Origin of the sequence: Ligilactobacillus sp. LYQ139, from assembly GCF_045033025.1 — a bacterium.
GTDB lineage: Bacteria > Bacillota > Bacilli > Lactobacillales > Lactobacillaceae > Ligilactobacillus.
The window spans coordinates 247,262-270,057 of record NZ_JBJFZW010000001.1; the positions used below are offsets into that span (position 1 = coordinate 247,262).

A 22,796-nucleotide genomic window follows, 5' to 3' on the forward strand; every position below is an offset into this window, starting at 1 on the left:
GGACTGAATTAAAAAGTTGCTAACCACTAAGTTCATGCCCACAATTCATTCAGGTAACCGGTTTCTTCGTGCCCGTCTTCTTTTCTATGCGTTTTCCTTCACCCTTCACGTCACCCATATAACTAATCATCATTACTACCCTGTTGTGAACGGTAAAACCGCCTATTATCCAGGCCAAAGACACGGGAACTGAACTGTCCCCGTTCTGTTTGAGAAAGTGCCCCTTTCACCATCTGAATGGTTGCATCCAAATCGTCAAGATGGTGTAAAATTTCAGCCTCAAGGAGGGCAGGACGCTCGGGTGAACCGTACTCTAACAGACCGTGATGAGCAATTATCATGTGCCGCAAAAGGAGTGCGTCCTCATCATACTGGTCAATTCCAAGCGCCGCACACGTTTCTACAATCCGCTCATCAATCAAAACGATATGGCCGAGTAAATTCCCTGCAACGGTATACTGCGTTGCAACCGGCCCGGTCAGTTCAATTGTTTTCCCCAAATCATGTAAAATTGCTCCTGCATAAAGCAGATCACAGCGAACATCCTGATATTGCTCTCCTACCGCTCTGGCAAGACGTAAAATCGAAACCGTATGGTATGCAAGACCTCCTAAAAAGGCATGGTGATTTGTTTTAGCTGCAGGATAAGTGTAAAAGGTATCGTGAAACTGCCGTAACATAAACTCCACAATTTGCCGCCAGTTTGCGTTCGTAATTGCCTTAACATACTGATTGATTTCTTCCTCAAGTTGTTCTTGTGAACACGGCGCAGCAGGAATAAAGGCTGCTGGGTCATTTGGTTCATTCGTATTAGCCAAGCGAAGATGACGCAGCTTAATTTGTGGCTTTCCTTGGTACACATCCCTTTTCCCGGTAACCAATACAACCCTTCCGGGTTGAAAACGGGCAATCTCATCTGGGTGGGCATCCCAGTACTTCGCCGTGATGGCTCCCGACGGGTCACTAAAAGTAAAGGCAATGTACTTATTACCATTCTTTGCAACCCGCACATCAGCGTCCTTAATTACCATAAATAGGTTAACTTCATCCCCATCAGCATAATCATAAATCTTCCGTTGCATGGCCTATCCTTCCTTCCTCGAGCACAGTTTATCCCCATAACACCTTTACGCTTACGGAATGTACCGTTGAATATAGTTTTTAGCGGCATTGCCCCAATTTCCAAGCTGCATTTTCATATGACTCCATCCGTTTTGAAGTTGGGTCTTAAAATGACTCCAACCTGCTTCCCCGGTTGATTGAGCACGATCGCCAGCATCAAGCCGCTGCATCTTCGTTGCAGCATCCGTTACGGTAAACTTAGTTCCAGCAGTGTATGGCAGAATGTCTTCCATCGACTGTTTAAAAAGACTCGTCCCATTACGCATGCCGGTAATGGGAAATGGCGCTCCGTTGTCAAACCCGACCCACGTTGCCAGTACAACGTCTGGTGTATAACCAATGTACCAACAATCTTTTTGACTCATCGGGGGCGCATCCTTAGTTGTCGCCTGCGCCGTTCCGTCCTTTCCGGCGATTTCATACCCGGTCGGCTTAGCGTCCTTTCCAACCCCTACCTTATAGGTATCAATCATCATACTGGTCATTACGTTAGCATCGTGACGTGACATCAGTCGTCTAGCCGTGAGTGGTTTTTTTCGGCGCACAACGCGGCCATCCGCGTCCACAATTTTGGTAATAAAGTGTGGTTGCTCCTTCACACCACCATTATCAAACGTACAGTACGCCGCCGCCATCTGGTACGGTGAGACCCCCTTAGACAAGCCACCAAGTGGCAAGGTAAGGTTCTCATCCCGTTTGGTGACCGGAATCCCAAACTTCCTTGCCATTGCATACCCCTTCTGAACACCAATCCTGTTAAGGAGCCATACTGCACTGGTATTTTTACTTTGCGCCAAAGCAAGGTATAACGGCAGCTTTCCAACGTATTCATTATTCCCGTTATGCGGCGTATAGTGGTTTGACCCATACGATTCAATTCGGTCCGGAATCATCGAATCATAGTGATACCCGTTTTGAATTGCTGGTAAATAGACCGCAATGGGTTTCATTGTTGATGCTGGTGAGCGCGATAACTGGGTCGCCCGGTTATATCCCCGGAAAACATGGGCACCCTGTCGGCCACCGACAGCCGCCGTTACCCCACCAGTTTTAGGATTCATCGCAACTGCTGCCCCTTGTGCCTTTACCCCGTCCTGATTAACCGGGAACAAACTAGGGTTTGCAAAGTTCCGTTGCAGTTGTTGCTGGTAGTTTTGGTTCAAACTCGTGTAAATTTTGTATCCCCGGTTCATGATTTGTTGTTCGGATAAACCATAGTCCCGGTGTGCTTCATTAATTACCGCGTCAAAGTAATACGGATACCTATATCCTGACTGGTACCGGTATGTATCGCGAATAATAATCGGCGTCCGCTGGTACTGACGCATCTGATGTGCATTCAATTTATGATTTTCGTACATAAACTGTAGAACGAGGTTGCGCCGTGCCAAAGCAGCCTTGGGATGATCAACCGGATTAAACCCATTAGGATTTGTTAGCATTCCTGCCAACACCGCCGACTGGGGAACGGTTAAATCACGTGCATGCACTCCAAAATAACGTTTGGCTGCATCCTCAACCCCCCAAATGCCCTTTCCAAAGTAAGCGTTATTTAGGTACATTGTAAATATTTGCCGCTTACTATAATCGTTTTCAACCTGCACGGAGATAAATAGCTCCTTTGCTTTCCGACTAAACGTCTGTTCTTGCGATAAAAAAGCATTCTTTACCAGCTGTTGTGTCAGGGTACTTCCCCCGCCACTAATATAATCACGTCCAAGGAGGCGGTTTTTGATATACGAAAGGGTTGCCCGCCCAATTCCCTTAACTGAAAAACCGTACTCATGATAAAAATTCCGATCTTCGGTCGATAACACGGCATTTTGCATGTTCGGTGAAATTTGGCTAAGCGGTTCCCACGTTCCTTTTTGAGAATAAAGCGTTCCTGCTCTATTCCCGTTTTCATCGTAGATAACAGTATTCTGTTCAAGCGCGTTCTTTAATTCCCGCACGTGGGCCGTCTTCGCAATATATACGAGGCGAACACTCACAATCAAAAAGCAGCTCAAAAAGATAATTAAGAGCCACTTTCCGAGTTGAAATCGATGCCACTTTTCCTTGAACCACCGCCCAAACCTAGTACTACCCTGTTGTTCCGTTTGCCTTTTCATGAATACTCGTCGTCTCCCAACCATTTCTAGTTAGCCGGCTGCAACCGCTGAACAAGACGTGCTGCTGCAGCCTTTGAGTGACTAATCACTACCACGGTATCATAACCAGCAAGTGTGCCAATTACCTCTGGAAATGAACTCTCATCTAACAAGACACCTAATAAGTCAGCATCTTGGGGCGCCGTCTTAATAACGCATAAAAACTCAACTTGTGTGACGGTTAAAATCAAATCCATTATGTCCGTGCGAGATTGGTCCTTTGTTCCCTTAGCAGAAACGTACACACTTGTTCCATCAGCCAACCGCTCCTTAACCACGCCCATCTCACGTAAATCACTTGAGACCGTTCCCTGAGTAACGGTAATCCCCTGCTTCATCATTAATTGAAGAAGCTGCTCCTGAGTTCGAACGCGATTTTGTTGAATAAGGCGCTTAATTAATTCTTGCCGCTGATTCTTTTTCATGTGCTCCTCCCTACGCTAAATATAGGCACATTATACCAATTTTCAGGATAATTAGCGAAGAAGTTCATCGTCGGCCATTGCTAAAAAGCGGGCGGTTAATACAATTCCATCACTGGTCCGTTCAATTAAATGTAAATCCTCTAAGAGTTTAATATTTTTCGCCATTGTTGCTCGTGAAATACACGCTAGCCGGGACAAAACACCACCCGTTACCGTTACCGGTAAAACACAACTTCCATTAGAATCCCGTCCTAAGTGCTTTCCCAAATACTGAAGTACCTTTCGAACCCGGAGGCGGACTACCGGACTTTCTTCGTATTCCACCAATGTTCGAAACATTCGAAACTGGTTGTACAAATCATACGCTAATTCGCGCTGAAATGCGGGACTATTTTCAAGAAGAACCTTAACAACGCGGTGAGGAAAAATAATTGCTTGGACGACCGGTGAATATACTTGAACCTCAACCGGATAGTGAGGATGGTTTGGCTGATAAACATCGTGGGGGAAATAATGATGTGCTGGTAATAAAGTAACCAACCGGTTCCCCACAATATCATTCGTTGCCATCCCAACAAATCCCCGGAAAAGATAATATAAGTTGTGGTGCGGGGGGTGTTCACGACAAATAATTTCACGGCGTCCATATTCGACGACCTGGACCTCAGGACTGTAAAAAAGAAACGATTGCTGGGGCGGTGTAAAAATTGCTGTCTGCTCAAAGTAAGCGGTCAACACTTTCTGCCTATTAATACTATTAATTATCGTTGCCACCTCCAGTGGAATTTAATACCATTTTACTGGCGTTCGCAAAGAAACAGTTATGCTATGAGCATACAATAATCCATGCATTTCGCATAATGCTATTTTTGACGTAAATTGTGAATTTTTGGAGAAAATAATTTACCGGGGGCATTTTCTTTTTTCCCTCCCGTTGCAACTTCACCAACTGATCAGTAAAATTAACTAAGAATACTTGTTAATTAGGAGGCACCTTATGATTACCCTTGCTGGCGTAATTGGATCTGGGAAATCATCCCTTACCCGCATTCTCGCTGACGAGTTACACACAATTCCGTTCTTCGAACCCGTCGCAGATAATCCCGTTCTTCCCCTCTTTTATAAAGGAAACGAGCAGGCTGCTAAGGCCCGTGCAAACGGCAACCCAGACGCTTCTAATCCGTACACATACCTACTCCAGACTTTTTTTATCAATCGGCGCTTCGCAATGATTAAAAAAGCAATTACGGGTCGAAATAACATCCTTGATCGCTCCATTCTTGAAGACGAAATGTTCATGAAAATGAATACGGATATGGGAAACGCAACGCAACTTGAACTATCGGTATACGAAGAACTTCTGCATAATATGCTTACGGAACTTGATACTATGAAATCCACTAGTACTCACGACCTATTAATTTATATCCGGGTTTCATACGATACCATGATTCATCGGATTGAGAAACGGGGACGGGATTACGAGCAAATCAGTACAGATCCGTCCCTCGTTGAGTACTACCACACCCTCCTACAATACTACGCAAACTGGGAAAAGAATTATAACCGGAGTCCGATAATGATTATTGATGGCGACCAGTATGATTTTGTTGAACGTCCTGCAGACCGAAACCTATTACTCGACCAAATTGAACAACAGCTCGTCCACCTTGGAACACTGTCATCGCAGGAAGCAGCCGCCCTTCACCAACAACGACAGAGTTAAGGGAGTAATTAATATGGCATTTCTTATTGGAACATTTCTTGTTCTCGGATGTATTTATTTTTGGAAGATTTTTCTCACCGATATCTATCATCACTGGCAAACCGTTAACCAACCTGGCAAATGGGTTGCTACTATAATCGGGTTTATTGCCAACTTTTTAGATTCCCTCGGTATTGGCAGCTTTGCCGTTGCAACGCTGGGATTAAAAATAACGCATTCCCTTAAAAATGACCGCCTACTCCCGGGGACGCTCAACGTTAGTTGTACAGCTGCCGTTTTATTAGAGGCGACCCTTTTCGCTAGAACCATTAAGGTCAACGGAATAACCTTGATTAGCATGGTTTTTGCTGCTATAATCGGCGCATCAATTGGTTCTCGAATAATTGCGCACTTTAACGAACGTCGTATCCGTATTATTATGGGGATTGCATTACTAGCAACGGCAATCTTAATGACAATGCAAATCACCGGCGTAATGGCGACACTCGGACAGGGAAATACCGCCACTGGGTTAACGGGCGGACGTCTCTTACTCGGTATCGGAGGAAACTTTATTTTGGGCGCATTAATGACCGCTGGAATCGGGCTATACGCCCCGTGCATGGCCCTGACCTACCTTCTAGGACTGACCCCGGCGTGCGCGTTCCCAATTATGATGACGTCCTGTGCATTACTCCAACCAGTAGCTAGCCGAGAGTTTATTAAGAACGAAGATTATGACCGAAAAGCTTCTTTCTGGATTGCACTTGGCGCAATTCCTGGAGTAATCATTGCAGTTACCCTATTCAAAAACCTTAATACCAAATTATTAACCTGGTTAGTCATTGGAATTTTAATATACACTGCAGGAATGATGCTTTACCGGGGAATTCATCCTGAACCATCGAATTGATGGTCAGCAAAAAAGGGTTAGTTAAAATAAACGGATCATAAAATCACGATAGATTTTATGATCCGTTTTTTAACATTAGGTTATTTAAAAATAGTAACAAAAGCCCCGCCATGCATTATAACTTTCCGTACCCTTTTCCTGATTACTTGTTCCGTACCAATTTAATAACCGTCCCGTAACCATGCAACATCATATACTTGGGGCCAACCGAAACACGCACGATCTGCGGTTCAAACCGAACATTAATGATTCCGTCCCCCTCCTTAGTAACCGCCCGTTCAATTAATTTGGACTTAACTTCGGTATATAATTCATCATACTGGTCCACCGCATCAATTTCCTCCGCGGTTAATGTTCGCTTAACGGTTGCATTCACAATTCCTTTAATTGCGTAAGCATTATTAATTCCACCGGTTGTCAAAAACATCACGGTTCACCTCACAGATCAATAATTAGCCACACAATGATTCGGGTGGGACTCGAACCCACGACAACCCGCTTAGAAGGCGGATGCTCTATCCAGCTGAGCTACCGAACCATAAAACTACCGGAACATTATACTTAATCGTTCCTGGTAGTGTCAATTAACTAAACATCGTCACATACTGCACCTCAACCGTCACCGGATCAAGGCGCAGCCGAGAAAAACCAAATTTTAAGAAAACATGCCATGCCCGTACAAACGGTTGATAGCGGTGTTCAAAATAACTCTTATTAAGCTGTTGTTGCATAATTAAGTACACTGCATTATCCGACCTATTCGTCCACTTTTCTTGAAAGGCTGCTAATTGCTGGTCATCAATAAATAAAAATGATGTCCATTGCTTATCATTAGCAATTTCTAAAAAAGCACGCAAAGCTTCACAATAAGTAGCTAATAACTGATCCGCCAACTTTTCTTGTTGGCGAACTAACGGCATGAGGTTCGCTAACGCAACATTTACCGCAACCATTCCGCTCGCCCACCGCTCATTTTCCGAAGGATGCCGCACGGGCAGAACAGACTGAACCTCGCTTTGATACGCTAATCGCGCCATCCGTGCAATATCCATATCTAACCACCCCTAATCGTTAAAATAACGAGCATCGGCAGCAATTTCAAGGATTTCAATGTTTTCCATATACCAGTCACGTAAGAATTCGTACTTAAAAAGAAGGTCAAACCATGAAACCTGTTGTTGATCATCCGTCACGACTAACCCCCACTGCGCTGCCTTACCATTTGGGTTGGCTATAATCTGAACGCTCGTCCCCATTCCTAAATCTAAAACTGCATTATTAACTCCACTAGTTGTCAGCATTCGACCCGCATTTGAAGCCAAAATAAAGAGCTTGTCAAGCGCCTGTTCTGGCCGCCCCGCCTGCCGAAAAGGATGGAAATGACCGTTTGCGGGATCAAGAACACTGAAGTCAACATCAAAATCAAAGTCCTGCTGAAGGTATTCTCCAATAGCCAATAGATACTGCTCAAATCGGTGAATCACTTCAAAATGATAGCGCTTGGTATAGTCTAAGACCATCAAATTCGTCACGGCATGACTATTAATACGCATAACTTTTTCCTGAAAATTCAAATAGAACAGCGCATTTCCCGTTGTCCGCTCAGTGTAATACGCTCCTTGCTCAGTGTTATCAGCAAACGTAAACGTAAAATGGCCATCTTCCGTAATTTCAGGAAATTCATGATAAAGCTCATCAGCGTCTTCATCGGCCCGAAGTGTGACGGCCTCGTTTTGATGCTGTTGAAGCAGCCGGTTAAGAAAAATTAGGTAGTAATCAGCCTTACTAAACTGCTGGGGATAGATAAGGTAAGCGGAATTCAATTGAAATGCTGTTAATTTATCAGCAGCCGCAAATAATTCATGCGGATCCGTGGTTGTAATTAACCGGTCAAGCTGACGTGTAAAATCTAATCCCTTACCTAATTCCCGTTTAAGCTGCTCGTTATAGTTCATCAGCCGCCCGGTTGTGCTCAGCTCATCACCCTGCTCACGCGAATTAATTACTCGTTTTTCCTGTTCGTCACTCATTTTGATCACCTACTAGTTCTGGGCAGCAATTAACTGAGCAATGTAATCTCGGTATAACGAGTTATTTCGCTGTTCGAAGTTCTTAAAACTTCCAAACTGGTCAACAATGCTCTGCTTCTCATAGCCAATTAGCGTATCTTCCTTTGATAACGCCAAGACTTTCTCATTATTTTGTTTAATCATGTCATAAGCATTATCCGCCTCTTCATCGAGGGCGGTTATGTGAGATAATTCCGCATTCAGCCGTTGTTTCTCATCACGTTGCTTAGTCCCGCCAAAAAACATTCCCTTCTCCTGAGAAAGTTGTCGAATTTTCGTCCGAATTTCAGCTTTTCGTTGATCACGCTTATCTTGCTCATCGATTAGTTGTTGCAACCGGTCGTTTTCCTGAGATAACTCATCAATTTGATCACTATTGTAGCGTTTATGCTCTCCCTCAAGGGCAAAGGCCGTTGCTACTTTCTTATATTCTTCGTCATCGAAAACCAGCTTAACATTTAATACGTCAAGTGTTCCAAATAATCGCCGGCCCCACCAATTACCAAAATAGAACTGATATTGCCCTTCTGGTGTTTCTTCAAAGTAGAAAAACGGATATACACTGTGTAAATATTCAACCAGTTTGGTACTTAGGAAAGAACTTAATTCGGGAAATACATCGCTGATTAACGCCGTGTTATCTAGCTGTTTCTCGTCATCCTTCTTCCGGATTTCGTGGTTATACCGTTGCTGGTCAACCAGCGCATATACTTGACGGTCGTCATGCGCTTCAATTGCCCGCTGAAGTTGCTGTAAAAAATCAATTTTACTTGTTACTTTATTTACTAACGGTTGAGTTTCCGTTAAGTTGATGTTCGCATTACTCATCGAACTTCTCCTTTAAACCTTTGATTTCTCAAAGTTACTACAGTCTTTATTTTACAAGATTTAACGGCGTTATCAAACCCGTCATTTCTCAAAAAGCTTAATTTCCCCGTTGCTCGTATTGCCGGATATGGTTATGAACACCAGTAAAGATAAAATCAGCCGGATCATCATCCGCACTTAATGCACTCTCTGCTGGGCCATGAACGGCAGCGTCATACAGTTTTTCATATTCTTGAACACTAACTTGCTTCCGACTAGCGAGTGCCTGTCCTGTTGGCCTAGTTGTAAACTGTGCTGCAAATCCCGGTTGGAGAATCCCAGAATAAAATTCACCCTCCGCCCCAGAACCGTAACTATACAATCCAATTCGCTCTCCCGCACGAAGCGTTGTACTATTTTCTAATAACGAAATTAAGCTTAGATATAATGAACCAGTATACAGGTTCCCAACCTGACTCCCATACTCCCGAGCAGCCTCAAATTGCTGAGCCAACCGCGCACCTATTTTTAGATCAGCATCAGCAATTAACTGGCGCAAGCCCTTTAAACCAAGTTTAGTAAATGGCAGGTGAAACAGCAACGCAGCGAAGTCATCCACTGTCCGCCCATTCATTTCCTGGTAATGAGTAAATGTATCAGCCAGAAAGTCTAAATAGACTTTAGTTGAATACTTACCGTCTACAAATGCAGCATCACACCCAAACGGCCGCCAAAAATCCATAATATCCTTCGTAACCACGGCAGCATCATCCTCAAGCGCAAGAATCCGGGGAGTTGCCTTGACAGTCATTGCAACCGCACCGCCTCCCTGAGTTGGTTCTCCAGGGGTCTTTAAACCATACCGTGCAATATCTGCAGCGATGACTAGCACAATCTGATCCGGATGAAGAGCAACCTGCCCTTTCGCCAGCTGTAATCCGGCCGTTCCCGTGTAACATGCCTGCTTCAATTCAGCAACGCGCACGTGCGGATTAAGGTCAAGAAGCCGAATCAACGGCGCTGCGGCTGACTTGGAATTATCGATAGCCGATTCAGTCGCAAAGAGAATCATTCCTAAGTGGGCCCGCTCTTCAGGGCCTAAAACCTTGTTAGCTGCACTTGCAGCCATCGTTACAATATCCTGCGTTGGTGGAATAACGGCCATTTTCTTTTGCCCAATCCCAATTAAATACTTATTAGGATCCTCATGCCGTGCGTGAGCTAACTCTGCCATATCAACAAATTGATTGCTCGTTGCAAACGCAATGCGATCAATCCCAATCTTCATCTCTGATCCCTCCCGAAACTCATGCTGTCAATAATCATAGCACAAATTAATTCTCAACCTATAGATAACCCCCTACCGTAAACTACGGTATAATGAAAGTAATTTGATAACGAAAGGACAAATTTATTATGGAAGAAGCCGTTCATCTTAATGTCAGCGGACTTGTACAAGGGGTGGGGTTTCGTTACAGTACTAAAGCCCTTGCCGATGAACTTGGAATTAAGGGAACCGTTTGTAACCTTCCAAACGGAACGGTTGATATTATCGCTCAGGGTAATGCGCAGCTCATTCGCCAATTTATTAAGCAAGTTCAGGCATGCCCTACCCCAGCAGGACACGTCACACACCTAACAAGCGAAAAAATCGCCCCCGCTTCCTACAATGATTTTCGGGTAACGTATTATTAGTCTGGTTGAAAACCACGCCTTATTCGGAGTACAGTATTAAGCAGTACTAGTTAACCCACGAAAGGACAATTTTAATCATATGAAACACAAGAAAAAGTTGCTAATTTTAGCGACAATCGGTAGCATTGCGCTTCTTTTGGGCGGATGCGTTCGGCGGGACGCACACGGTCGTCCGATTGGGTGGACGTATACCCACCTTGCAATTCCAACCCAACACCTTTTAAATTGGCTGGCTAACCTTTTAGGGGGAAGTTACGGGTGGTCAATTATCCTTATTACGTTTGCTGTTCGCCTTATTTTGATGCCGATCATGGTCCAACAATCCAAAAAGGCAACTATCCAGCAAGTTAAAATGCAGGCAATTCAGCCATACATGCAACAAATCCAGGAAAAAATGCAACACGTCTCATCTCAGGCCGAACAAATGGCTCTCAGTCAGCAATTAATGCAATTATACAAACGGAATGATATTTCAGTGACCGGGGGAATAGGATGCCTTCCTCTCCTTATCCAACTGCCAATTTTTGCTGCGCTATATGCAGCCATTCAGTATTCTCCTGAGTTGTCACGTTCAACCTTTATGGGGATTAATTTGGGACACCGGTGCTTCTGGCTAGTAATGCTGTCATTCCTAATTTATGCCCTTCAGGGGTGGCTTGCAACAATTGGCGTGCCAAAGGAACAGAAAAAAATGATGAACGCCATGATGCTTTACTCACCAATAATGATTGGTTTCATGACCTATATTTCACCAGCCGGATTAGGACTGTACTTCTTTGTTGGGGGAATTTTTGCCTGCCTCCAAACATTAATCATCGTTTTAATGCGGCCCCGAATTGAAAAACGCTTAGCAGCCGAGTTCGAAGTAGTTCCTCCAGAATCAATCGCCCTTCCCAAGGAAGAAAAGATTGAACAACAAGTAGAACAACAATCCGAGTTAAGTAACCGGGAACGCAATGCTGGTAAACAACACCGAGAAGAAGAATAACCAAAAATAATAGACATAGCTAAACAATGAAAATAACCGTGGTGGAGGTAACAACCTTCCACCACGGTTATTTAAGTAGTACCAAATCGTTCAGAAGTAATATGGCACCTAAACCTTTCGTTTCTTGCTCGTTTTTCAATCACCCGGTATTCGTTTTAGCAAGTGGAAGGGTAATCCGGAAAAGTGAACCATGGCCCAGAACGCTTTCAACGGTGATCTCACCGCGATACCCCTCAACTAGGCGCTGGGCAATTGCTAATCCAAGACCATTGCCTCCCTTATCCCGACTCCGTGCTTTATCCACCCGATAGAACCGGTTGAAGATTTTTTTAATATTTTCAGGAGCAATTCCTTCCCCAAAATCCTGTACAACAATCTGCACACTACGTTCATCCCGGTCCATAGAAACATGAATCTCTTTTCGCTTTTGGGAATACTTAACGGCATTATCCAGTAGAATAATTAAAATCTGTTCAAAATGATTCCGGTAAACATTAACCATCGTCGGCCCAGTTAGCTCGTTGTCCAAAACAAAGTCAAAGTCCGGATGAATCATTCGAATGTTATTGAACGTCTGAATTCCAACTTCCCGAACATCCGTTAATTCGTCCCCAAAATGAACCTCAATCTGTTCAGCCCTGGTTAAATCAAGCATTTCCTGCACAAGACTTTTCATACGGTTAATTTCCTGCAACGATGCGCTAATCGACTCCGTTAGAATCTCAGGATCGTCTTTCCCCCACCTGTTTAACATGTCTAAGTGACCCTGAATAATGGCCACTGGGGTCCGGAGTTCGTGTGAGACATCCTCAACAAACTGCTGTTGCTGTTCAACGTACCGGTTCATTCGGTTCAACATATCATTAAACAGAACAGCAAGCTCCGTGAGTTCATCATTGGTCGACATCACTGGAACGCGAACGTTTGCCAGCGCTTGTCCCTCATCATCAGCATTAATCTTACCAATTGTAGTATTAATCGCGTCAATTGGACGAATAAACCATGCTGCTAATCCATATGCTAACAAAGCACTCGCAAACGCAGCCGTTATCCCTAAGATTAAAAACGTAACCGCTAACCGAATGCGTGTTTGATCATATGCCTGCAATCGCCGTTCAACCTGAACATATCCTTGCAACTGATTATTTTTCCCCCGGACAGGCTGCTTTAATACCAATACCGTATGATGCTGAACTGTAGTAACCCGCTCTTCTGGGGCATGCCTATAAAACGACACTGCCGGTTTATGCGTCATAAACAGTAACCGTCCTGTTGGCCCATATACCGTTGCACAAAGATTTCGTTGCGCAAGGGTCGAATACACATCATGCTGATAATTACCCGTTTGGTGCTGGCGTCCAAGAGCCGTCCGAACAGTTGCTGGCGTCATTTCAGTGGTTGTATTTAACCGGCTGGTAACCGCCTGAACCACCGTCTGCGTTTCTTGACGTTGTTCTCGTAATAGTAAACTTGAGAAACTTTGGAAGAGAAGCAGAGCAAAAATAGCAAAGATTACCAATACCCCAAGACCGGTTCCAACCGCCCATTTCACCTTAATCGACATAAACCGCCGTTGCGTAACCTGCTGATTTCCAACGCGTTTCATCATTACGACCGCATTACATATCCGGTTCCCCGAACGGTTTGGATATAACTATCTTCTCCTGGGCGGTCAATTTTATTCCGAAGATACCGAATATAAACATCAACAACGTTCGTTTCAATCTGACTCTCGTACCCCCATACCTTCCGTAAGAGGACGTCACGCGCCAGAACAACGTTTACGTTCTCCATTAAAACGAGCAACAACTCGTATTCCCGCTTGGTTAATTCGATTATTTCATCTCCCCGGCGTACAATCCGGTTTTCTTTTTCAATCGTGAGATCCTTAAATTTAACAAGCGTTTGCTGATTTTCGTTTTGCGTACTTTCAAGTTTAACCCGGCGAAGAACTGCCCGCAATCTAGCCAATAACTCTTCAATCGCAAATGGCTTTACAATATAGTCATCCGCACCGTGATCCAACCCTGAGACACGATCAATAACTGAATCCCGCGCCGTCATCATTATAATTGGCGTTGTCTTCACCTGGCGGATCCGCCGGCATACTTCCAATCCGTTTAACTCTGGTAACATTAAATCAAGTAGAATAGCATCCCAGTCCTCGTTAAGGGCCAGTTCTAATCCTTCCCGCCCGTTCTTACATGCGGCTGTTTCGTAACCTTCATGTTGTAATTCCAATTCAACAAACCGGGCAAGGTTTTTTTCATCCTCAATAATCAAAATCCGGCTCATTCTATCACTCCTATTAGGTTCCTGACAAACCCGTATTATCAATTGTCACCGCTTATTTTACCATTGTTACCAATAAATTCATAACATCGTTGATAAACTAATCCCCCGCTCCGTTACCCACTACAATTCAAGGTAGATAACAAAGTGGGGGATTACGTTGTTACTTAAAAAATGCTCCTATTCTTCGTGGTACCACTTGTAGTGGAACGTCCCTTCACGGTCGTTCCGTTCATACGTATGCGCCCCAAAGTAGTCCCGTTGTGCTTGAATCATGTTGGCTGGAAGAACCGCTGACCGATACTGATCATAGTACGTAATTGCTGCCGTATATCCCGGACATGGCACCCCTGCCTGAACAGCCAACGCGGCAATCTGCCGGGTTGCCTGCTGATAATCAGCGGCAATCCTAGTAAAGTATGGGTCGAGGAGCAGGTTTTTTAACTGTGCATCGCGCGCAAACGCATCGGTAATCTTCTGAAGGAATTGGGCTCGAATAATGCAACCATTCCGCCAAATCTTTGCTAAATTGCCGTAATTAATGCTCCAGTTATAGTGTTCCGAAGCAACCCGGATCTGTTCAAATCCCTGAGCGTAACTCATAATCTTACTGAAATAAAGCGCCTGCCGTAACTGATCAATAACCTGCTTCGTATCTAATCCGCTCGCATCAAACTTAGCTGGCGCCTTAAGCTGTTTGCTTGCCGTTACCCGCTCATCCTTCATTGCCGAGATGTACCGTGCGTATACTGATTCAGTAATTAAGGACTGCGGAACTCCTAATTCCAAAGCACTCTGAGAGCTCCACTTTCCGGTTCCCTTATTTCCTGCCCGGTCTAAGATTACGTCAATTACCGGCTTCCCGGTATCTAAATCATCCGGACAAGTCAAAATTTTCGCCGTAATGTCAATTAGGTAACTATTAAGCTCTGAGTCACGCCAGTCATTGAAAACATCAGCAATTTCCGCCACGCTCATCCCTAATAGGTTCCGCATAATGTTGTAACTTTCAGCGATTAATTCCATATCGCCGTATTCAATTCCATTATGCACCATCTTAACGTAATGTCCTGCCCCGTTAGGCCCAATATACGTAACACATGGCTCACCATCATCCGCCTTAGCAGCGATTTGCTTAAGAATTGGAGCAACCAAATCATAAGCTTCTCGTTGCCCTCCAGGCATTAAGGAAGGTCCATGGAGCGCCCCCTTCTGACCACCAGAAGTCCCCATTCCAATAAAGTTAATTCCGGAATTATCTAATTCCTTGTTCCGCCGAATTGTGTCCTTAAAGAAGGTGTTACCCCCGTCGATTAAAATATCACCCTTATCCAGATAAGGTAACAAGTTATGAATCGTGGAATCCGTTGGGGCCCCTGCTTTAACCATCATCAAAATCTTCCGCGGCCGTTCAAGCGAGTTAACAAAATCTTCGATTGAGTAGCTTGGCACAAACCGTTTATCCGGATGATCCGCCATTGCCTTCTTCGTGTAACTCGAATCCCAATCATAAACAGCGACGGTATACCCCTTATCTTCAATATTAAGCGCAAGGTTTTTCCCCATTACTGCCATCCCTACAACACCAATTTGTGGTTTATCCATTAAAATGACCTCCTAGCCTTTCGTCGCAGTTTTACCTGTTACTTTTTTCTTAACTGACGGGCGCTTTTTACCTAGTACTGTATCCCGTGTAATCGTTACCTGCGTGATATCATCATGACTCGGAATATCATACATCACATCCCGCATTGTCGCTTCGATGATTGACCGTAATCCCCGGGCACCAGTATTCCGTTCGATTGCTTGACGCGCCATCTCCTGCAAGGCGTCATCATCAAATTTTAACTTAACCCCATCAAGTTCAAGCAGCCGCTGGTACTGTTTAACGAGCGCATTCTTTGGCTCCTTGAGGATGCGAACCAAATCATCCTGCGTTAACTTTTCCAGGGCCGTTAAAATTGGTAAACGACCGATAAATTCAGGAATTAGTCCGAATTTTAAGAGATCTTCTGGAATCACCTGCTGCATAATACTCTTAGAGTCATCCAACTGATTCTTAGAGTCTGTTCCAAAACCAATTGTTTTATCCCCTAATCGGTTTTTAACAATCGTTTCAATTCCGTCAAACGCTCCCCCAACAATAAAGAGAATGTTAGTCGTATCCACTTGGATAAATTCCTGTTGCGGGTGTTTCCGTCCCCCCTGCGGTGGAACGTTGGCGACGGTTCCTTCCAGAATTTTCAACAAAGCCTGTTGAACCCCTTCTCCTGATACATCACGCGTGATTGAAACGTTCTCACTCTTTTTTGCAATTTTGTCAATCTCATCAATGTAGATAATTCCGTGTTGCGCCCGCTCAACATCATAATCAGCATTTTGGAGAAGCTTTAATAGGATGTTCTCAACGTCTTCCCCAACATATCCCGCCTCAGTCAGAGTAGTCGCATCGGCAATCGCAAACGGAACGTTTAACATCCGTGCTAAGTTTTGGGCCATAAAGGTCTTTCCTGAACCAGTCGGTCCCACTAAACAAATATTACTCTTTTGAAGTTCAGTATCATTATCATCAGCATCCAAAGCTGCATTAACCCGCTTATAGTGATTATAGACGGCAACAGCAAGGGTCTTTTTTGTTTCAGTTTGACCAATAACGTACTGATCAAGGAAAGCAACAATCTCCCGGGGCGTTGGAATCCGTCCCAACTCCTCTTTTGTTTGGGCCTTTCGTTCATCCGTAATGATCGCCTGCGCAAGTGCAACGCATTCATTACAAATGAACACCCCCGGGCCAGAGATCATACTTTCGACCTGATCTTCAGTCTTACCACAGAAAGAACAGGTCGCAACTGTCTTTGTATTTTCCTTGTCTTCTTGCATCAACAAACCTCTCCCCTGGTTAAACTTCTCTTTTATTCTAGCAAAAAAGGCTTTCAGGTGCTATCCGAACAACCCATCATTCTGTGTATTTCTTTGTCCATCTATAAAACCCCGCAAAGGAATAATTCCTTTACGGGGTCTGCAATCAAAGTTCCCCCTTAGGGTTTACTTTGACTCCTTGTCATCCTTTGATTCCTTTTTGGTCTGCTTAGCAGAATCCGTAATTTCATCAACAACCTTCCGGATGGCAATATCATGCTTTAACATATCGTCTGAAAGAGCAGAGCGAACGGCCTTAACATCCATGTTGTACTGCTCTGCAAGACTCTTCAATTCATCATTGATTTCGTCCTCTGACGGGTCAATCTTTTCCTTAGTAACGATTGCCTCCAGAACAAGGTTCGTCTTAACCCGCTTTTCGGCACCGTCCCGCAGGTTCTTCCGCATCTCTTCTTCAGAAGTTCCAGTCAGCTTGAAGTACGTGTCCGGCGTAACACCTTGCTGCTGCATTCCAGCAAAGTACTGGTCCATCTGCCGTTGAACGTCATCTTCAATCATCTGTTCTGGGATGTCACCAATCCTAGCGTTTGCAACCGCTTCATCAACCGCTTCATCCTGAATAGCTTCCCGGGCGGCCTGAACCTTCTGTTCCTTCAACTCATCCTTAATCTTTGCCTTTAACTCTTCAAGAGAATCAACGTCCTCGTCAACGTCCTTGGCAAACTCATCGTCAAGTTCCGGTAACTCCTTCTCCTTAACTTCATGGATTTCTGTTTCAAAGACGGCATCCTTCCCTTGAAGGTCCTTAGCTTGGTAATCGTCCGGGAACGTCACCTTAACCTCAACCTTGTCGCCTGCCTTGTGACCAATCAACTGATCTTCAAAACCAGGAATGAAGGCATTTGAGCCAAGTTCAAGTGAATAGTTATCTGCCTTGCCACCTTCAAATGATTCACCGTCAACCTTACCATCAAAATCAATTACAACGGTATCGCCCTTTTCAGCAGGCTGGTCTTCCTTTAAAACAAGTTCTGCTTGCTGCTGCCGCCGTCGCTCTAATTCGGCCTCAACATCTGCTTTAAGAACACGGGTTGAGTGCGGGGTAACTTCAAGGTTCTTGTACTGACCAAGCTCAACCTCTGGCTCAACGGTAACCTTAGCACTTAAAACCCACGCTGCATCCTTTTCCATCGATTCAACGTTTACTTCTGGCTGGGCAACCGGCTTAATTCCAGCTTCCTGAACAGCATCAGCATATGCATTTGGAAGTAAAGCATTGAGCGCATCCTGATAAAGCGCTTCTTCACCGTACATCCGGTTAAAGATCTGCCGTGGCACCCGACCCTTCCGAAATCCAGGCACATTCAGATTCTTCTTTACACGGTTGAACGCGATATCCAACCCTTCCTTAATTTTTTCCGGTGCAATTTCGAAAGTTAATTTCCCCTCATTTGTACCGTCTTCTTTTTCCCATTTAACAGACATTGTCCTACCTCCGAGCTATTAATTCGCAAATAATAAGCTACTTGCATACTTAATCAGTTTACCGTACCCGCGAAAAAAAGTAAATGATTCCTTGTAATAAAAAAAGGGTCGTGAACGCAGTCACAACCCTCTTTTTTAGCCATTAGGCCGTAATATTATTCAACGATTTCTGAAACCACACCGGCACCAACAGTCCGGCCACCTTCACGAACCGTGAATTTCGTTCCCTTTTCAAGGGCAACCGGCTTAATCAGTTCGACACTGAACGTAACGTTGTCACCAGGCATCACCATTTCTACACCCTCTGGCAATTCGATAACACCCGTAACATCCGTTGTATGGAAGTAGAACTGAGGACGGTAGTTTGAGAAGAACGGTGTGTGCCGACCGCCTTCTTCCTTCGTCAACACGTAAACCTCACCCTTGAACTTAGTGTGCGTCTGGATTGAACCAGGAGCCGCAAGCACCTGTCCACGTTCAACTTGGTCATGGTCGATTCCACGAAGGAGTGCACCAATGTTGTCACCGGCTTCCCCAAGGTCAAGAGTCTTCCGGAACATTTCAACACCCGTAACCGTCGTCTTAAGAACTTTGTCCGTTAAACCGATAATTTCAACTTCGTCACCGACCTTAACAGTCCCACGGTCGATACGCCCTGAAGCAACGGTCCCACGACCAGTAATCGTAAAGACGTCTTCAACAGGCATCAAGAACGGCTTGTCCGTTGGACGTTCTGGCGTTGGAATGTATTCGTCAATGGTGTCCATTAACTTCATAATCGTTTCCTGTTCCTTCTCATCACCCTCAAGGGCCTTCAGAGCTGAACCACGGATAACCGGAATATCGTCACCAGGGAAGTCATACTCGCTAAGAAGGTCACGAACTTCCATTTCAACCAAGTCTAACAGTTCGTCATCATCAACTAAGTCAGTCTTGTTGAGGTAAACAACGATGTATTCAACACCAACCTGACGAGCAAGCAAAATGTGTTCACGCGTCTGCGGCATTGGGCCATCAGTAGCAGCAACAACCAGGATGGCACCATCCATCTGAGCAGCACCAGTAATCATGTTCTTAACATAGTCAGCATGCCCTGGAGCATCAATGTGGGCATAGTGACGCTTTTCCGTTTCATATTCAACATGGGCGGTGTTGATCGTGATACCACGTTCCTTTTCTTCAGGAGCTGCATCAATGTCAGCGTAGTCCTCAGCCTGAGCCAGACCCTTTTCTGACAGTACCTTCGTGATTGCAGCCGTTAAAGTCGTCTTCCCATGGTCAACGTGGCCAATCGTACCGATGTTTACATGGGGTTTTGTTCTTTCGTAATGTTCTTTAGCCATTATACGAACCTCCTGTAATTTTACAAGAATTACCCGCGCAAAAGCCGATAATTACTTTAGTGTTTATTATACTACTTCCTAATTAGAATGCAACGAAAACTCCGCTCCACTCCTCCGGAAGAAGAATTCCGTAGTCGATTATATAGAGGCATTCTCTATTTGTAAATACTTATCATTAATTTTCTATACCCGCCACTGTTGAATGGTTCTTTCCAAAAGGTGCGCCTTTTCCCGCTCCTTAGTTGAAAGTTCATCTTGTTGATTCAACAGAATCAATCGCCACCGCTCTGCATCATTAATTACATCATCCTGAAAGGGATATAAAACCATTAACTTTAATCGCACCTCAGCGTACCGTTGTAACCGAAGCGCGAGTGGTTCTTCACTTTCACACTCAATAATCTCCTGATAGTAATGACGGACAACTGGCGCATCGTCAAGTGCATCAAGGCTCCCTGGAACAACCCTTTGTGGCGAACCGATTAACGGTTGAGTCATTATGTGGCGAAAAACAGCTAGTCGCCGCAAATCATCCATTAGGGTTGCCCGAACAAGTGGATGAACTGCCGGGTCAATTAACGGAAGCCGACTGGCATCCACAAATTGCCGTGGAGTAAGCGCATTAGCCGCCTTTACCCGTTGGCGTTGGATTAACACCCCTTCTCCACCGCAATGGGCCAGTTGACTCATCACCTGAGTTGCTGTCGTAGATTGATTATTCCAATACTGAATTGTTGCCCGTTTAATTACCCCGCCAAACCGTTCTTTCTCGGTAGCAGACAAAAAGTGGCTAATCTCCGTGAGCAACATTACAATTTCAAGAACAGCTCCTGCCTGGCACCCGTACTCAATGTACTGGACAAAATAATCGTCATTCTCTAAGTATTCCCGCGGATAATCCTTAGCAGTTGCATAAGCTGCCACATAATCTCCCATTTTAGCGAGTGCTCGTGTTAGTAAATAATTCACTCGAAATGTGGCGTTTTTTTGATAACAAGCCGTTAAAAGAATTGTTGCCCTTCGGTACTGACCATCATTTAGTGCTTGAATTCCCGCTTTTATGTCATCCGCTGGCATTAATATCCTCCCATAAAAAAACAGGCCGCTGTCACTTCTTAATATATGGCTCAGCTAACCTGCTAATTGCTTCGTTAATTTTCTTTGTCTGAATGTCTGTCTTTTCGCCGCCGGCCACGATGCTGGTTAATCTCCATAATAACCGGTAAAATCACTGGGTGCCGGTGGGTTTGCTCGTAAAGATAATGCCCTAATTTTTCGCGAATATCCTGTTTAAGGTGACTCCAATCAAGATTTTTATTATCTAAGTTGGCCTGAACAACTTGGCGAACAAGCGCTATGCTCTTATTAATTAACTCTTTACTTGCCTTAACATAAACAAACCCCCGCGACGTAATTTGGGGAGAATCAATAATCAGTCGGTGCTTTTGGTCAATTGTAACAACCGCGATAAAGATCCCGTCTTCTGACAAAACTTTCCGGTCCCGCAAAACAATATTTCCAATGTCACCAACACCACTCCCATCAATCATGGTGTCGCCTGCTTCAACTGAGGATGCAACAACAAATTTTCCGCGCTCATACTCAGCAACATCACCACGAGAAAGAATTACTACATGATCCTGTGGTACTCCGATCTCAACCGCACTCCGCGCATTTTCAGCCAATAACCGGTACTCCCCTTGCACAGGGAAAACGTATTTTGGCTTTAACAAATTCATTAATAACTGTAAGTCAGCGCGGGTAGCGTGTCCTGCAGTATTATACTCATCCGCTAACGCAAGCACGTCAGCTCCTGCCCGATAAATCATATCTTTTGTACGGGCCAGCATCGTTTCAACGGCATGGGATGGGGTCGTCGTGATAAAAACAAGGTCCCCTTCGTGTAACCCGATTCGCTTATTTCTACCCTGAGCCATCCGTTGGAGCGACTTCAACGGTTCCCCTGACAATCCAGTTTCCAAAATAACAAGCTGCTGATCATCATATTTATCAATTTCATTGACGTTAATTAATAAATCGTTAACCGGCAGCCGCAACTTTCCGCACCTAATTACCGTTCGAATAATCTCCTCAACCCGGTGACCGGTCAACACAACCTTACGCTCACTTGCAGCTGCCGCGTTGAAAATCTGCTGGATACGCAGAATATTTGATGAAATCGAGGCAACAATAATTCGTCCCTTATGATACTCAAATGGTTCCCGCAGGCGATCATAAACCTCTTGCTCATTCAGCGTCGGCTTAATATTTTCTGCGTTCGCTGAGTCGCTCAATAACGCAAGAACGCCCTCACTACCAATTTCCGCGATTCGGGCAAAATTTGTTTTGTACCCCGCTCCAGCCGCCTGATCAAACCGAAAATCACCAGTGTAGACCACGTTTCCCTGATCAGTCTTAATGGCTACCCCTAAGGACTCCGGAATTGAATGTGTTGTTTGAAAGAATGATACAGTTGCGTTCTCAAAGTCAATCTCAGTTTGATCATCAATCACATGGAAATCATTAAATTTTTTAGCTTTAGCTACACCTTTGCAATATAGCCTAGCAAGGGCAATCGTTAATTCTGACCCGAAAACAGGCACGTTAAACTCACTTACAAAGTACGGCAATGCCCCAATCGCATCAGCATGACCATGCGTTAAAAAGACACCTACAATTCGCTGTGCGTTTTCCCGCAAATAACTAAAATCAGGGATGACACTGTCAATTCCCAGTAAATCTCCCTCGGGATACTTCAAACCACAATCGCAAACGAATAGCTCATTTCCAACCTCAACGGCATACATATTTTTAGCATTTTCACGAACACCGCCAAGTGGAATGATCTTAACCTTGCTCATGGTTCCACCTCACCTTATATCATACTTTATTTCGTTCATTCGATATCTGATTATTAATTAT

Annotated in this window: 21 protein-coding genes and 1 tRNA gene; 4 read left to right on the forward strand and 18 right to left on the reverse strand. The window is 44.5% G+C overall.

All coding sequences use genetic code 11. The annotated features are described in order from the left end of the window. Positions 1-122 precede the first annotated feature (122 nt). The 4 genes from ACI3E1_RS01210 to ACI3E1_RS01225 are packed head-to-tail and all read right to left on the reverse strand — an operon-like array spanning position 123 to position 4,432. A complete protein-coding gene (locus tag ACI3E1_RS01210) occupies positions 123-1,082 on the reverse strand; it encodes a 3'-5' exoribonuclease YhaM family protein (protein WP_405023858.1) in 960 nt (319 codons plus the stop codon). A 51-nt stretch (positions 1,083-1,133) separates the two neighbouring features. Then, positions 1,134-3,233, reverse strand: coding sequence for a PBP1A family penicillin-binding protein (locus ACI3E1_RS01215; protein WP_405023859.1), 2,100 nt, complete (start codon positions 3,231-3,233; stop codon positions 1,134-1,136). A 26-nt stretch (positions 3,234-3,259) separates the two neighbouring features. Beyond that, the gene (locus ACI3E1_RS01220) at positions 3,260-3,697 is read right to left on the reverse strand and encodes an arginine repressor (protein ID WP_405023860.1); all 438 of its coding nucleotides are present in this window, start codon (positions 3,695-3,697) and stop codon (positions 3,260-3,262) included. Positions 3,698-3,748: 51 nt separating this feature from the next. After that, positions 3,749-4,432, reverse strand: coding sequence for a hypothetical protein (locus ACI3E1_RS01225; protein ID WP_405023861.1), 684 nt, complete (start codon positions 4,430-4,432; stop codon positions 3,749-3,751). 262 nt (positions 4,433-4,694) lie between these two features. Between ACI3E1_RS01225 and ACI3E1_RS01230 the strand changes: the two genes are divergently transcribed. Both ACI3E1_RS01230 and ACI3E1_RS01235 read left to right on the forward strand, forming a co-directional pair. Next, positions 4,695-5,423, forward strand: a complete 729-nt coding sequence (locus ACI3E1_RS01230) for a deoxynucleoside kinase (RefSeq protein WP_405023862.1) — start codon at positions 4,695-4,697, stop codon at positions 5,421-5,423. Positions 5,424-5,436: 13 nt separating this feature from the next. Next, on the forward strand, positions 5,437-6,315 hold the full coding sequence (locus ACI3E1_RS01235) for a sulfite exporter TauE/SafE family protein (protein WP_405023863.1): 879 nt from the start codon (positions 5,437-5,439) through the stop codon (positions 6,313-6,315). 142 nt (positions 6,316-6,457) lie between these two features. Here ACI3E1_RS01235 and ACI3E1_RS01240 read toward each other — a convergent pair whose 3' ends face one another. The 6 genes from ACI3E1_RS01240 to ACI3E1_RS01265 all read right to left on the reverse strand — a co-directional run bounded on the left by ACI3E1_RS01240 (position 6,458) and on the right by ACI3E1_RS01265 (position 10,479). Continuing rightward, a complete protein-coding gene (locus tag ACI3E1_RS01240; RefSeq protein ID WP_405023864.1) occupies positions 6,458-6,742 on the reverse strand; it encodes a hypothetical protein in 285 nt (94 codons plus the stop codon). 37 nt (positions 6,743-6,779) lie between these two features. Next, positions 6,780-6,853 (reverse strand) — tRNA-Arg (locus ACI3E1_RS01245). 46 nt (positions 6,854-6,899) lie between these two features. Beyond that, complete coding sequence (locus tag ACI3E1_RS01250; RefSeq protein ID WP_405023865.1) at positions 6,900-7,367, reverse strand: hypothetical protein; 468 nt, start codon at positions 7,365-7,367, stop codon at positions 6,900-6,902. A 12-nt stretch (positions 7,368-7,379) separates the two neighbouring features. Then, on the reverse strand, positions 7,380-8,345 hold the full coding sequence (locus ACI3E1_RS01255; RefSeq protein WP_405023866.1) for a hypothetical protein: 966 nt from the start codon (positions 8,343-8,345) through the stop codon (positions 7,380-7,382). 12 nt (positions 8,346-8,357) lie between these two features. Continuing rightward, on the reverse strand, positions 8,358-9,212 hold the full coding sequence (locus ACI3E1_RS01260; RefSeq protein WP_405023867.1) for an exonuclease SbcC: 855 nt from the start codon (positions 9,210-9,212) through the stop codon (positions 8,358-8,360). A gap of 97 nt (positions 9,213-9,309) precedes the next feature. Continuing rightward, entirely contained in the window at positions 9,310-10,479 is a 1,170-nt protein-coding gene (locus tag ACI3E1_RS01265) for a hydroxymethylglutaryl-CoA synthase (protein WP_405023868.1), read from the reverse strand. Positions 10,480-10,607: 128 nt separating this feature from the next. Between ACI3E1_RS01265 and ACI3E1_RS01270 the strand changes: the two genes are divergently transcribed. Both ACI3E1_RS01270 and yidC read left to right on the forward strand, forming a co-directional pair. Next, the gene (locus tag ACI3E1_RS01270; protein WP_405023869.1) at positions 10,608-10,886 is read left to right on the forward strand and encodes an acylphosphatase; all 279 of its coding nucleotides are present in this window, start codon (positions 10,608-10,610) and stop codon (positions 10,884-10,886) included. 79 nt (positions 10,887-10,965) lie between these two features. After that, the gene (gene yidC / locus ACI3E1_RS01275; protein WP_405023870.1) at positions 10,966-11,874 is read left to right on the forward strand and encodes a membrane protein insertase YidC; all 909 of its coding nucleotides are present in this window, start codon (positions 10,966-10,968) and stop codon (positions 11,872-11,874) included. Positions 11,875-12,013: 139 nt separating this feature from the next. Here yidC and ACI3E1_RS01280 read toward each other — a convergent pair whose 3' ends face one another. The 8 genes from ACI3E1_RS01280 to ACI3E1_RS01315 form a co-directional block, all read right to left on the reverse strand. Next, positions 12,014-13,483, reverse strand: a complete 1,470-nt coding sequence (locus ACI3E1_RS01280) for an ATP-binding protein (protein WP_405023871.1) — start codon at positions 13,481-13,483, stop codon at positions 12,014-12,016. Then, on the reverse strand, positions 13,483-14,169 hold the full coding sequence (locus ACI3E1_RS01285) for a response regulator transcription factor (protein WP_405023872.1): 687 nt from the start codon (positions 14,167-14,169) through the stop codon (positions 13,483-13,485). Before ACI3E1_RS01285 ends, ACI3E1_RS01280 begins: the two co-directional genes overlap by 1 nt. Positions 14,170-14,346: 177 nt before the next feature. Further along, on the reverse strand, positions 14,347-15,771 hold the full coding sequence (gndA, locus tag ACI3E1_RS01290) for an NADP-dependent phosphogluconate dehydrogenase (RefSeq protein ID WP_405023873.1): 1,425 nt from the start codon (positions 15,769-15,771) through the stop codon (positions 14,347-14,349). Positions 15,772-15,783: 12 nt separating this feature from the next. Further along, complete coding sequence (clpX, locus tag ACI3E1_RS01295) at positions 15,784-17,046, reverse strand: ATP-dependent Clp protease ATP-binding subunit ClpX (RefSeq protein ID WP_405023874.1); 1,263 nt, start codon at positions 17,044-17,046, stop codon at positions 15,784-15,786. 165 nt (positions 17,047-17,211) lie between these two features. Continuing rightward, positions 17,212-18,531, reverse strand: coding sequence for a trigger factor (gene tig, locus ACI3E1_RS01300; protein WP_405023875.1), 1,320 nt, complete (start codon positions 18,529-18,531; stop codon positions 17,212-17,214). Positions 18,532-18,686: 155 nt separating this feature from the next. Further along, entirely contained in the window at positions 18,687-19,874 is a 1,188-nt protein-coding gene (gene tuf / locus ACI3E1_RS01305) for an elongation factor Tu (protein ID WP_405023876.1), read from the reverse strand. Between the two features lie 183 nt (positions 19,875-20,057). Further along, positions 20,058-20,951 carry a hypothetical protein gene (locus ACI3E1_RS01310; RefSeq protein ID WP_405023877.1) on the reverse strand — a complete coding sequence of 298 codons (894 nt, stop codon included), beginning with the start codon at positions 20,949-20,951 and terminating at the stop codon, positions 20,058-20,060. A gap of 74 nt (positions 20,952-21,025) precedes the next feature. Beyond that, positions 21,026-22,735, reverse strand: a complete 1,710-nt coding sequence (locus ACI3E1_RS01315) for a ribonuclease J (RefSeq protein ID WP_405023878.1) — start codon at positions 22,733-22,735, stop codon at positions 21,026-21,028. Positions 22,736-22,796 lie beyond the last annotated feature (61 nt).